General features: G+C 62.1%; 14 protein-coding genes (1 of these 14 cut by a window edge). 1 reads left to right on the top strand and 13 read right to left on the bottom strand.

Annotated elements, in window-relative coordinates; all coding sequences use genetic code 11:
* From DAAJ005_RS02665 to DAAJ005_RS02640, 6 genes are all read right to left on the bottom strand, one after another.
* Positions 1-12, bottom strand: the 5' portion of a protein-coding gene (locus DAAJ005_RS02665; RefSeq protein ID WP_192930832.1) for a PrsW family intramembrane metalloprotease. The gene continues 741 nt to the left of window position 1, outside the view; only the first 12 of its 753 coding nucleotides appear in the window; its start codon is at positions 10-12; its stop codon lies beyond the left edge, outside the window.
* A gap of 12 nt (positions 13-24) precedes the next feature.
* Positions 25-525, bottom strand: coding sequence for a crossover junction endodeoxyribonuclease RuvC (gene ruvC, locus DAAJ005_RS02660; RefSeq protein ID WP_075831247.1), 501 nt, complete (start codon positions 523-525; stop codon positions 25-27).
* 87 nt (positions 526-612) lie between these two features.
* Positions 613-1,542, bottom strand: coding sequence for an ABC transporter permease (locus DAAJ005_RS02655; protein WP_151845771.1), 930 nt, complete (start codon positions 1,540-1,542; stop codon positions 613-615).
* 42 nt (positions 1,543-1,584) lie between these two features.
* A complete protein-coding gene (locus tag DAAJ005_RS02650) occupies positions 1,585-2,577 on the bottom strand; it encodes an ABC transporter permease (protein ID WP_151845770.1) in 993 nt (330 codons plus the stop codon).
* A 125-nt stretch (positions 2,578-2,702) separates the two neighbouring features.
* Positions 2,703-4,499, bottom strand: a complete 1,797-nt coding sequence (locus DAAJ005_RS02645) for a peptide ABC transporter substrate-binding protein (protein WP_151845769.1) — start codon at positions 4,497-4,499, stop codon at positions 2,703-2,705.
* Positions 4,500-4,798: 299 nt separating this feature from the next.
* On the bottom strand, positions 4,799-5,221 hold the full coding sequence (locus DAAJ005_RS02640) for an iron-sulfur cluster assembly accessory protein (RefSeq protein ID WP_075831243.1): 423 nt from the start codon (positions 5,219-5,221) through the stop codon (positions 4,799-4,801).
* 185 nt (positions 5,222-5,406) lie between these two features.
* Between DAAJ005_RS02640 and DAAJ005_RS02635 the strand changes: the two genes are divergently transcribed.
* Complete coding sequence (locus DAAJ005_RS02635; protein WP_151845768.1) at positions 5,407-5,658, top strand: DdrH; 252 nt, start codon at positions 5,407-5,409, stop codon at positions 5,656-5,658.
* A 64-nt stretch (positions 5,659-5,722) separates the two neighbouring features.
* On the opposite strand, the gene DAAJ005_RS02630 is transcribed toward DAAJ005_RS02635, so the two are convergent.
* From DAAJ005_RS02630 to DAAJ005_RS02600, 7 genes are all read right to left on the bottom strand, one after another.
* Entirely contained in the window at positions 5,723-5,917 is a 195-nt protein-coding gene (locus tag DAAJ005_RS02630; protein WP_226342535.1) for a hypothetical protein, read from the bottom strand.
* A gap of 76 nt (positions 5,918-5,993) precedes the next feature.
* Positions 5,994-7,310: a cytochrome bc complex cytochrome b subunit gene (locus DAAJ005_RS02625; protein WP_075831241.1), complete on the bottom strand. Its 1,317-nt coding sequence runs from the start codon at positions 7,308-7,310 to the stop codon at positions 5,994-5,996.
* A 55-nt stretch (positions 7,311-7,365) separates the two neighbouring features.
* The gene (locus DAAJ005_RS02620) at positions 7,366-8,031 is read right to left on the bottom strand and encodes a ubiquinol-cytochrome c reductase iron-sulfur subunit (protein WP_151845766.1); all 666 of its coding nucleotides are present in this window, start codon (positions 8,029-8,031) and stop codon (positions 7,366-7,368) included.
* A 42-nt stretch (positions 8,032-8,073) separates the two neighbouring features.
* Positions 8,074-8,916, bottom strand: coding sequence for a cytochrome c (locus DAAJ005_RS02615; protein ID WP_151845765.1), 843 nt, complete (start codon positions 8,914-8,916; stop codon positions 8,074-8,076).
* Between the two features lie 250 nt (positions 8,917-9,166).
* On the bottom strand, positions 9,167-9,997 hold the full coding sequence (locus DAAJ005_RS02610) for a serine hydrolase (protein ID WP_151845764.1): 831 nt from the start codon (positions 9,995-9,997) through the stop codon (positions 9,167-9,169).
* A 64-nt stretch (positions 9,998-10,061) separates the two neighbouring features.
* Positions 10,062-10,265 carry a hypothetical protein gene (locus DAAJ005_RS02605; RefSeq protein ID WP_226342534.1) on the bottom strand — a complete coding sequence of 68 codons (204 nt, stop codon included), beginning with the start codon at positions 10,263-10,265 and terminating at the stop codon, positions 10,062-10,064.
* Positions 10,266-10,299: 34 nt separating this feature from the next.
* The gene (locus tag DAAJ005_RS02600; protein WP_075831251.1) at positions 10,300-10,944 is read right to left on the bottom strand and encodes a response regulator transcription factor; all 645 of its coding nucleotides are present in this window, start codon (positions 10,942-10,944) and stop codon (positions 10,300-10,302) included.
* Between the last annotated feature and the right edge of the window lie 37 nt (positions 10,945-10,981).

Raw genomic sequence — 10,981 nt, 5'->3', positions numbered from 1 at the left:
GGCAGCAGGCATTCGCTAAGACGGTTAAGCGCGGGCCAGCCGGGCGGCGGCGGCCTGCATCGGCTGGTGGGCCAAATGCGTCAGCGCCAGCGCCAGCGCGTCCGCCGCGTGGTTGTTGAACAGTTCGCGCACGCCCAGCGACGCTTTGACCATGTAAATGACCTGCTCCTTGTCGGCGCGGCCCGATCCCACCAGCGACTTCTTGACCTGCATGGGACCGTAATAATGCACGGGCACCCCTGCCTGGGCGCAGGCCAGTTGCACCACACCGAACGCCTGCCCCACCTTGAAGGCCACGTCCGCCTGGCGGCGCAGAATCTGGTCCTCGATGGCGACGGCTTCCGGCTGATATGTCTCGATCAGGCGACTGACCTCGCTGTGGATGTAGGCCAGGCGGCGGGGCATGACCCAGGCACTCTCGGTGGTAATGCAGACGTGGTGCAGGTGCCTGGCCTTGCGGACATTGCCGTCCACCAGACCAAGGCCCAGATTGGCGAGGCCGGGATCAATGCCGAGGACGATCATGCGTCCAGCATACGGGAAAAGGGACTGGCGAGACGAAAAAAGCCGCAGGCACGGAGTTTCCTCCGGCTGCGGCCATGCGCGTCGAGTCTAGCGGCGGCTTTTCGGATCGAAGGCGTCGCGCAGACCATCACCCAGAAAATTGAAGGCCAGCACGGTGAACAGGATCGCCAGCCCAGGGTAGAAGGGCAGCCAGGGGTAACTGAGAACCACTTCCTGCGCGTTGCTGAGCATGTTCCCCCAGGTGGAGACGGGGGGCTGAATGCCGAAGCCCAGAAAGCTGAGGGCCGCCTCGCCCAGAATCGCTCCGGCGATGTCGATGGTGGCGCTGACCACAATAATGCCCAGCATGTTGGGGGCCAGATGCCGCCACATCACACGGTTGTTGGTGGCGCCCAGCGCGCGGGCGGCGTCCACGTACTCCAGATTTTTGAGGCGCAGCACCTCGCCGCGCACCAGTCGGGCGGTGCCCATCCAGCCGAAGATGGCGAAAATGGAAATGATGATCACCACGCTGGCCGAGGAGCCGAGGTTCTGGCGGAGGTTGGTAATGAACGGCGCGTCACTGCTGGCAAACAGCCCCGAGATCACCAATTGCAGCGGCAGGGTGGGCAAGCTGAGCATGAATTCAATAAAGCGGCTGATCACCGAGTCGGTCAGGCCCCCGAAAAAGCCAGCCACCAGACCCATCAGGGTTCCCAGCAGCGAGCTGATGATCGCCACCGAAAAGCCCACCACCAGACTGATGCGGCTGCCGTAGATCACGCGGGACAGCACGTCGCGGCCCAGTTCGTCCTGGCCCAGCGGGAAACTAGAGCTGGGCGGAGCGAAAAAGCCACTCAGATCCTGCGTGTTGGGATCGTGGGGGGCGATCAGCGGCGCAAGGATGGCCGCCAGCACCACGAACACGATGAAGGCCAGACTGATCATGGCCGCCTTGTGACGCCGCAACCGGCGCATGGACATCTGAAGGGAGGAGTAACTTTTCTCGGCGGGCGGGGCGGGCGCAGTGATTGTCATGGGAGGGCCACCTTCACGGCTGGAATCTCAGGGCTGGGAGCCTCACGAGTAGCGAATCCGGGGATCGACCAGGGCGTAGGCCAGATCGGCGAGGAGCTGAAAGACCACGGTCAGGATGGCCAACAGCATCAGGCACAGCATCACCACGTTGAAGTCCTTGCTGACCAGCGAGTCCAGAAGCGCGCGGCCCATGCCCGGCCACGAGAACACCGTTTCAGTCAGGACCGCGCCCCCGAACAGGCCCGGAATGGACAGGCCCAGGATGGTCACAATCGGGATCAGGGCATTTCGCAGTGCATGCTTGAAGATCACCGAGCGGTTGGGCAGCCCCTTAGCCTTGGCGGTCCGCACGAAGTCCTGTCCGATCACTTCCAGAAAGCTGGCCCGCATGAAGCGGCTGACCGAGGCGATCTCGCGGAACATCAGAATGGAGAGCGGCAGGATCAGGTATTTCAGGCGGTCCAGCCAGAACGGCCAGAACCCGTCGTCGGGTGTCAGGTTGCCCAGACCGCCAGGCGGCAGCGCGATGACTCCACCCGTGACCTGCGGCAGGTACACCGCGAACAGATACAGCGCCATCACGCCGATCCAGAACACGGGTGCGCTGAAAGCCACGAAGCTCAGGAACGTCAGAATGTTGTCCACCGGGCTGTATTGCCGGATGGCCGAATAGATGCCCAGCGGCACGGCGATCAATGTGCTGATCACCAGCGCCGGGATGGTGAGCAGCAACGTGTTGGGCAGGCGCTGCGTGAAGATGAACTGCGTGGCCGGAATGCCGAAATCGCGCGAGTAGCCAAACTGGCCCTGGAAGGCGCGCATCAGCCATGATACGTAGCGCTCCGGCCAGGGCGTGTTCAGGCCGTAAGCCTCGCGCAGCCGGGCGATGTCCTCGGGGGTGATGCGCGGGTTGCCGAAGATCAGTTGATCGACCGGGTCGCCGGGTTGCAGGGCGGTCAGGCCGAAGATCACCAGACTGATCAGCAGCAGCAGCGGAATCATCTGCAAGATCCGGCGCAGGGCGTAGGTTGCCATAGGGGGACCGTCCTTTAGGAAAGCGTGGAGCGCAGGGCATACAGATGAGGGAGAGGAAGGCCAGTGTGCGGCGCATCCTCTCCCCGGTCCTCGGAGTTCAGGCGGCGTGCGCCCTCTTCCCGGGACTACTCTTTTTGCTTGTGGGCCGAGACTGCGCCCTTGCTGGTCCAGCCCACGCGGTAGGCGTCCCAGGTGGGGTACAGCGTGTAGGCGCTGAAGTCGTAATTGGCCAGCCCGTTGGCCTGGATGTACGGGTTCACGCGGTAGTACAGCGGCAGCGACGGCACGTTCTTGGCCCAGATGACCTGCATCTGGTCAAAGAGCTTGTTGCGCGAGGCCGGAACGAAATCCGTGCGGGCCTGGGCCTGCAACTTGTCGTAATCGGCATTGATCCAGCCGGAGTTGTTCTGCCCGGCGTAGCCGTTGGCCTCGGTGGGCACGCCCGAACCCTTGAACAGGTCGCCTTCCTCGAAGATGGGGTTGCTGGTCCAGGCGTACATGGCCAGGTCCCACTTGCCCGACTCGCCCTTGGACAGGAAATCTGCGCCGAAGAACACGCTGGACGGGTAGTTCTGGATGTTGACCTGCACGCCCACAGCTTTCCACTGTGCCTGCAAGATCTGCTGCACGCGCTCGCGCACGCTGTTGCCCGCCGTGGTACCGAAGTTCAGGCTGAATTTCTTGCCACCCTTTTGCAGAATGCCGTCGCTGCCTGGGGTCCAGCCTGCGGCGGCGAACAGCGCTTTGGCCTTGGCCGGATCAAATTTGTACTCCTCGACGTCTTTCTTGTACACCGTCGCCAGCGGGTTGATAAAGACGTTGGATACGGGCTGCTTGCCCTGGAACAGCGCCTTGACCAGACTGGGGCGGTCAATGGCGTACAGCAGCGCCTGACGAATGCCAGGAGTGTCCAGTTGCAGATCCTTGGCCTTCTGACCGCGCGTGTTGATGTCGATATGCTCCCACACCGACCCGGGCACGAAGTAGGTGCTGAACTTGCGCTGACCGCGCTGCAGATCGATGGCCTGATCGAAAGACAGCCCCACCGTCGCCAGCGCGTCTACCTGCCCTGACAGCACGTTGACCTTGAGGGTGTTGGTGTTGGGGATAAAGCGGTAGGTCACGGTCTGCACGTACTTGCTCTCGCCGCCGCTGGGCTTGCGCCAGTAGTTGGTGTTGCGGGTCATGGTCAGGCTGTTGCCGGGCCGCCACGCGGTGGGCTTGAAAGGTCCGGCCACTACCTTGGGCAGGCTATTGGAGGTGGTGTACTGGTTGAGAAACTTGATCCACTGCTCGTTGACCGCGTCGCTGGGCTTCTGGCCCTTGGTGGCCGCGTTGAAGGCGTCCCAGCCAGCTTTCATCGAGGCGGAGGGGGCCACGCCAGGCGCACCGGCCTGATCAGCAAACAGATATGGTGGATTGAAGGTGATGGTAAAGGTCTTGTTGTTCGCGCCGCGCGTGATCTTGGCGTTCTCGTAGGGGTAACGGTCCGGCACGGGCACACGGTCGTCGTTTTGCACCATCAGCCAGAACTCGAAGTCGGCGGTCGTAATCTGTGAGCCGTCGCTCCACTTGGCATCCGGACGAATGGTGTAGGTCAGGCTGTTGCCGGTGACCTTGCCGCTGGCATCCTTGATCAGCTTGTAGCCACCATTGGCCGCCGTGGGGACGGTGGTCGCCATGTCGGCGTACAGCTTACCGGCGTTGTCCAGACCGGTCAGGCCCGCGCCCATCCAGTTGTTGATCTCTGTGCTGATCGCCAGGTTGTTGGTGACCCAGGGATCGTAGATGTTCGGCGGTTCCTGCGAGGTACCGACGACCAGGCTGTTGTTAGACGGCCCAGCCAGCGCCGGAGCCAGGACCGCAGGCACCAGCAAAAGAGCGGAAAGGGTCAGAATCTTCTTCAGGGACACTTCTTTCATGAACGCCTCCAGAACCATTGGGCAGGCCAATCACGGCCTCAAACTGTGTAGATGAGCGTCAGTATAGGGCGGCATGAAGCCGTGTCAAGCGCAATGTCTGCAATGGGGCCACCTCAATTGCAGATTCGGGCAGAAGAGTAACGCGGCGACAAGCGTGCCCGTGTCTGGCGATTCTATTTCCCGAGACAGATGGAACACTAAAAATCGTGCATTCCACCAGACCTTCCGCATAGATGACAAAAAACCGGAACACAGGGTTCCGGCCTTTGTTGGATTGGAATGTTGAGAGCAGCGCTGACCTAGTGGCTGCCGCAGCCGCTGCTGCCCTCGCCATCGGGCGACTGGCCGCTGTCGGTGCGGAAGGAGTGGCCACAGCCACAGGAGCTGGTGGCGTTGGGGTTGTTGACCGTGAAGCCGCCGCCCATCATGTTCTCCACGAAGTCCACCTCGCTGCCCTGCAACAGCGACAGGCTCATGTGGTCCACCAGGAGCTTGACGCCCCGGTCATGCACGATGGTGTCGCCTTCCAGTTCGCGGTCGTCGATGGCCATGCCGTACTGGTAACCGCTACAGCCACCACTTTTGATAAACACGCGCACGCCTGCATTTTCCTTGCCGCTCTGGCCGATGATGCCCAGAGCCTTCTGCGCGCCAAATTCGCTGATGGTCATGGGCTTTTCAGCCATGTCACCGTGGGTTTCAGAGTGGGAGATCGCCGTCATGCGTGAATCCTAACACCATTGGAACAATAAAAAGGTGCCCGGAAAGCAAAGTGAACGGAGGACAGGGTGGGTTGAAAGGGGGCGCCAGACCGCTCCCCAGATTCCAGTCTCCGTTGCGCCTAGTCCTGCCAAAACCATCACTCTCGCTTACATTCCTTGAGTGTGGTCATGTTAAGATGGATCCCATGACGAACCCTTACGCCGAGTGGTTCGAGCAGCTTCGAACCGAGTACAACGAGCAGCTCGGGGCCATGCCACTGCCCGAAGGCTTACCCGAACATCTGCGGCAACTGATCCAGAACCACGACGAGGAAGCCATCCAGTTCATGATCAAGCTGGCCTGGCAATTCGGCGCGCAGGTGGGTTACGCCGCTGGCAGCCGCGAGGACGGCGAGCAGCCAGCCGTGATTCGGCCCAGTAACCGCGTTCAGGCTTAAATACCTCTCCTCCAACTTCATGCACCTTCCAGCCGCCTCCCCGTGGGGCGGTTTTTTCATGCCTTCAGTGACCACCCGGGCGCGGCGCGGCCCAGCAGCCCAGTTCCTCGTTCCCCTGGATCAGGCCCAGCGCCGCCAGCTCATGCAGGACGAGTTGAGCAAAGGTTTGCACGGCTTCTGGCGGGGCATGTTCCGGGGCATCTGATTCCAGACCCAGACGGCGGGCTTCGGCGGCCAGATAGACGGCAAGATCATTCACCCACACAGCATAAGCAGGAGACATATGAAAAACCGCCTCAGCACAGGGCCGGGGCGGTTAAAAAAGTGAGCGCTACTCAGTCGTCAGCGGCGGCGGCGTGGGCCATCGACTCGCGCTCATCGGCTTCACGCAGGGAACGGATACCGCGCACGATGCCGATGGTGGCGAAGTAGGTGGCGATGGGCACCGCGAACAGCAGGATCCACAGCACGGTGTTGGCGTTGGCCGTGGTCAGCACGTTGGCACTGATCAGGTCCGGCTTGTACCCGGCCACCGACATCACCAGCAACATGGCCATGAACGCTGTGCCTATCGCCAGCCGCACCGGATGGTTGGTGGGGTTCTCAGCGTAGTAGTTCATGTCCTTGCTGCGGTCCAGCATGGGCACGGCAAACATGACACCGATGACCACGGTGGGCAGCAGGATCGCGCCGACAAACTCGGAGCCGATAAAGCCGCCGAAGATATCGAACTCGAAGCTGGGAATGATGGCCAGCGCACCGAAGACCCACAACAGATACCAATCGGGCTTGATGTTGTTGATCGGGGTGGTGCTGGGCGGCCCGAAGAACTCGGAGGGGTGGACCGGGATAAAGGCGGCGAACAGGATCACGATCCCGGCAAACAGCAGCGTCAGCATCAGCATGATCGGGGTCTGCTGGGTCAGCAACGGCACACCGACGATCTTCTTGTACGCAAGCCGCTTGGCATACTGCGGCTGGGTGTGCTTCTGCTTGATCATCAGCAGCATGTGCGCGCCGGTCAGGGCCAGCAGGATGCCAGGCAGCAACATGATGTGGTAGCCGTAGATGCGCGGAATGATGCCGTCGCCGGGGAAGTTCCCCGCGAACGCGGCCTGCGCCAGCCAGGTGCCGATCCAGGGAATCGAGGCGGCGATGCCGTAAACCACCTTGACGGTGTTGTAGGAGTAGTTGTCGTAGGGCAGGATGTAGCCGGTCACCGCAGTCAGGGCCGCAAAGATCAGCAGCAACAGACCGATCCACCAGTTGATTTCACGCGGTTTCTTGAACGCCCCGGTGAAGTAGATCCGCATCATGTGAATGACGGCGGCGGCCACCATGATATTGGCCATCCAGTGGTGAATCCGGCGCAGCATGTCCCCGAAGGGCATGGCATTGAGCTTGAGGATCGAGTGATAGGCCGCCGGCAACATATTGGGCTTGGCGGTGGTGCCCGGATCGAAGGAGTTGACCACCAGACTGTTGCTGGGTTCGTAGGACAGCGCCAGCACGATCCCGGTGATGATCAGAATGATCAGGCTAAACAGTGTGATTTCACCCAGAAAAAAGCTGTGGTGAACAGGAAAGGCTTTACGCAGGAACTTGTCGTTCAGGCGCGAGATGTTCAGGCGTTCGTCGAGCCACTGGTTCATTCGCTGTTCTCCTTGTGCTGACTGGGGACGGGCCTGCTGTGGGCAGGGGCGGACTTCATGCGAGCTGTGATTTGACGGCAGTGATGCGGGCCTGCCATTCCTGCTCGGTCAAGAAGGGGTACGGAAATTCCAAGAAGAAGTCGCCCACCACCAGATTGTCGCCGTCCATCTTGATCGGGAGTTGCGCCAGTGGACGCGGAGGCGGACCACCGATCACCTTGCAGCCGCGCTTGGGATCGTACTGACCGGAGTGACAGGGGCATTTCATGTCGCCCACGCTCTGGTCATCATCGGCCACCGAGCAACCCGCGTGGGTGCAGATGTCGCTGTAGGCCACGATCTCGCCGTCGATGGTCGCTTCCAGGTTGGTGGGGGCCACGATCTGGCCCTTGGGAAAGCGGAAGACACACAGCACGTTGTTGGGGTCACCCTTGCGGATCAGCGGCGAGCCATCCTCCGCCTTGCCCATCGGCCAGGCACGGACCAGTTGCTCACTCAGCTCGCTGACCTTGATCGGGTTACCTTCCTGACTGGCGGCGGCGTGCACCAGAATGTCGCCGGGTACAGGGGGCATCTTGTCGCGGGTCAGGCGGAAGATCGGGTTGGCGGTGCCCAGCACGCCCACCAGACTGACGATGCCCACGGTGGCGGTGGTGCCCATGGCCGCGTTGATAAAACGGCGGCGGGTGATTTCAGGATCCTGCTTGCGGTAACGGGTCATGGTTGAAACCTCTCTAGGAAAGGAAGTGGAATGTTGGAAGGATTACCAGGGGAATTCGCCGCTGGCATCTTCTACCAGCACCTCGCCGTCCATGAAGAACTTCTTGTACAGTCCGATGGCCACGGCCAGCAGCAGGATGATCATGGCGGCGTAGAAGCCCTCGGCGGTCACGTTGGGCATCACGGGTTCCTTGGCGCCCCAGCCCGCGTAATCGATCACCATCTGACGGGCAAACAGCACGCTGAACAGCAGGGTCAAGCCCAGGGTCACGACCATGCTGAGCATGGCAATCGGCGTGGAACGCACCTTGTGGATGCCGGGGTGCAACTCGGTGCCCTCGGCCCAGACGCTGTACAGACCGATCAGGCCGTAGGTGAGCAGCACCATGATGAAAGTGGCCAGAAAAATCTCGGGGAGTTTGATGTCCTCGGGAACGAAGCGGCTGCGGTTTTTCAGGACAGCAGGATCAATCTTGTTCTGGCCCGCCGCAACGGTGGCCGGGGTCAGCAATTCCGGCTCCTTATTGCCCCACTCGTTCAGGATGTAGTTGGCGACGGCGTAGATCTCGTTTTCCTTGAGCTTCTCGCCGAAGGCGGGCATGGCCCCCTTGCCGTTGACCAGGATGCTATGCACGTACACCGGATCGCGCAGAATCTTGGCGTCTCCAGCCAGCGCCGGTCCCACCACGCCCTGACCCTGCGCGCCGTGACAGCCCACGCAACCGGCAGAGGTGTACAGCTCCTTGCCGATGGTCGGATATTCCTTGCTGATGTTCGCCACGATGGCCGGATCAACGGTGACGGGTTCCGGCGCGGTTTCCTTATTGAACAGGAAAAGCAAAAGAATCCACATGATGGCCGCGCACACGATGGCGACCCAGGGCATTACAGCGTCGTTTCTCTCCACGTTCTTTCTCCCTCACGCATGAAATGGCCGGATATGCTGCGCCATCCTTGGGCTTGTGCCGATGAGCTTCAAATCTGAGCCGAATCGATGGGAAGCATAGCATGCACCCGTGGCGTCCTCAGCGGCTGTTGATACCGTCTGCGCCGCACTCTGCACCGCTCCAGCACACATCATCAGGCGACACTCCGGCGAGCTTTATGATGCGCCTGACCGGACGGTTAAATGTCCCCTATCCGTAGACCTTTCCCAGCGCCGAGAGCAGCGGCCACAGCGCCCCCGAGAGCAGATTCACGTCGCGGTTGCCGGGCAGTTCGCGGCGGTCGGTGCCCCCCTGGGTCAGCAGGGCGATGACCAGCGGGCGCGGGGTGTACAGCACGCCCACGTCATGGTGAACGCCGTCCAGCTCGCCGCTCTTGCTGGCCAGACTGTACAGGTGTTCGCCGTTCTCCGCGCGCGGCAGCCCCCGCCCGATCAGGTCACGGAACTGCTGCCGTTCCAGAATGTTCAGCGCGTGCGCCGTGTGGGCTGTGTCCAGCAACTCGCCCCGCACCAGACGGCCCAGCAGGTCGGTCTGGTCGGCAGCGGTGGTGCGGTTGCGTTCGCCCCGGAGTTGCGCGGCGTTGCGTTCCTCAGGTGGCAGTTGCAATTTACCCACCAGCCGGGTCTCGGTCCAGCCATGCGTGGTAAGCCAGTCGTTCACAGCGTCCACGCCCAGCCGCCCGATCACCAGATTGGTGGCGGTGTTGTCGCTGACGATGATCATTAAAGTCAGCACGTCGCGCCAGCTCAGGGCCAGCCCCGGCTCCAGCTCGTGCAACACGCCCGCGCCGGAGACCCGGTCAATGGCCTCCAGCGTGACCCGCGACTCCAGATCCAGCCGCCCCGCCTGCGCCCAGTGCAGCGCCAGGATCAGCAGCGGCACCTTGATGGTGCTGGCCGCCGGAAAGACGCGCTCCGGGTTCAGGGCAAAGAGTTCGCGGCCCAGCAGGTCACAGACGCGCAGTCCCACCTCTCCAACGTAACCCTGGGCGCGGAGATCGGACAGGAAGGGAGAGGTCATGCGGAGAAATTTAGCAGGCTGGGGAAAGGGCAGTGAAGCCAGGAGGTGTCCCGGCTCCCGCCCGCTACTCCGGCAGATTCAGTCCGGCCAGCGCGGCGAAGGGGTGCGGCGTATTCACCGGACGCAACGTGCAAAAAGGCGGCCCGCCCTCCGGCTCGACACGGTGGGGGCAGGCGGGGCACTCGGGAAAAGCCTGCTCGGTGTAGGCCAGATCAGGCTCTGCGCTGTTCAGCACCCACTGGCGCAGACATCCGGCCTGAAAGGTCACCGGTCCGGCCTCTCTCCCACCCCGCCTGCGCCGCTCAGTCAAGGTTGGCGATGCCCTCGCGGATGGCGTACAGGGCAGCCTGCGTGCGGTTGTTCAGTTGCAACTTGGTAAAGATTTCCGACAGGCGGTTGCGGACCGTCTTCTCGGAGATGTCCAGGCGCAGGGCAATGTCCTGGTTGGAAAAGCCCTGGGCCAGCAGCTTGAGAATCATGGTCTCGCGCTCGTTAAGGTCCGCGTGCTTCTCGCTGGGCAGTTCCTCGCGCTTGTCGCGGAAGTCGTCGAGGACGTTCTGGGCCATGTCGGCGTCCAACAGCGCCTCTCCCCCGGCCACCCGCTTGATGGCGTCCAGCAGCGTGGTGGCGTCGGCGTCCTTGAGGATGTACCCGCGTGCCCCGGCCTTGACCGCCTCGAACACGTAACGGTCCTGGCGGTACATGGTGATCATGATGACCTTGGCATTCGGATCGATTTCCAGGATGCTCTGGGTGGCCTTGACGCCGTCCAGCTCAGGCATCTGGATGTCCATCAGGATCACGTCGGGGTGGGTATCGGCGGCGTAACGGATGGCCTCGCGCCCGTTGGCGGCCTCGCCGATCACGCGCATGCCCTCGGACTCCAGCAGGCTGCGGAGGCCCTGGCGAAACAGCGCGTGGTCATCGACCAACAGGACACGGATCACAGACATGGTTGGCAGTGTAGGGCAGGCCGCAGCTCAG

Origin of the sequence: Deinococcus sp. AJ005 (assembly GCF_009017495.1) — a bacterium.
Lineage (GTDB): Bacteria > Deinococcota > Deinococci > Deinococcales > Deinococcaceae > Deinococcus.
The sequence above is the reverse complement of the archived record's forward strand: the minus strand, read 5'-3'. Positions and strand labels throughout refer to the sequence as shown.

Excerpts from the sequence above, each read along its gene's own strand:
- ruvC (WP_075831247.1), bottom strand. The coding sequence starts at position 525 with ATGATCGTCCTCGGCATTGATCCCGGCCTCGCCAATCTGGGCCTTGGT.
- DAAJ005_RS02655 (WP_151845771.1), bottom strand. The coding sequence starts at position 1,542 with ATGACAATCACTGCGCCCGCCCCGCCCGCCGAGAAAAGTTACTCCTCC.
- DAAJ005_RS02650 (WP_151845770.1), bottom strand. The coding sequence starts at position 2,577 with ATGGCAACCTACGCCCTGCGCCGGATCTTGCAGATGATTCCGCTGCTG.
- DAAJ005_RS02645 (WP_151845769.1), bottom strand. The coding sequence starts at position 4,499 with ATGAAAGAAGTGTCCCTGAAGAAGATTCTGACCCTTTCCGCTCTTTTG.
- DAAJ005_RS02640 (WP_075831243.1), bottom strand. The coding sequence starts at position 5,221 with ATGACGGCGATCTCCCACTCTGAAACCCACGGTGACATGGCTGAAAAG.
- DAAJ005_RS02635 (WP_151845768.1), top strand. The coding sequence starts at position 5,407 with ATGACGAACCCTTACGCCGAGTGGTTCGAGCAGCTTCGAACCGAGTAC.
- DAAJ005_RS02625 (WP_075831241.1), bottom strand. The coding sequence starts at position 7,310 with ATGAACCAGTGGCTCGACGAACGCCTGAACATCTCGCGCCTGAACGAC.
- DAAJ005_RS02620 (WP_151845766.1), bottom strand. The coding sequence starts at position 8,031 with ATGACCCGTTACCGCAAGCAGGATCCTGAAATCACCCGCCGCCGTTTT.
- DAAJ005_RS02615 (WP_151845765.1), bottom strand. The coding sequence starts at position 8,916 with ATGCCCTGGGTCGCCATCGTGTGCGCGGCCATCATGTGGATTCTTTTG.
- DAAJ005_RS02610 (WP_151845764.1), bottom strand. The coding sequence starts at position 9,997 with ATGACCTCTCCCTTCCTGTCCGATCTCCGCGCCCAGGGTTACGTTGGA.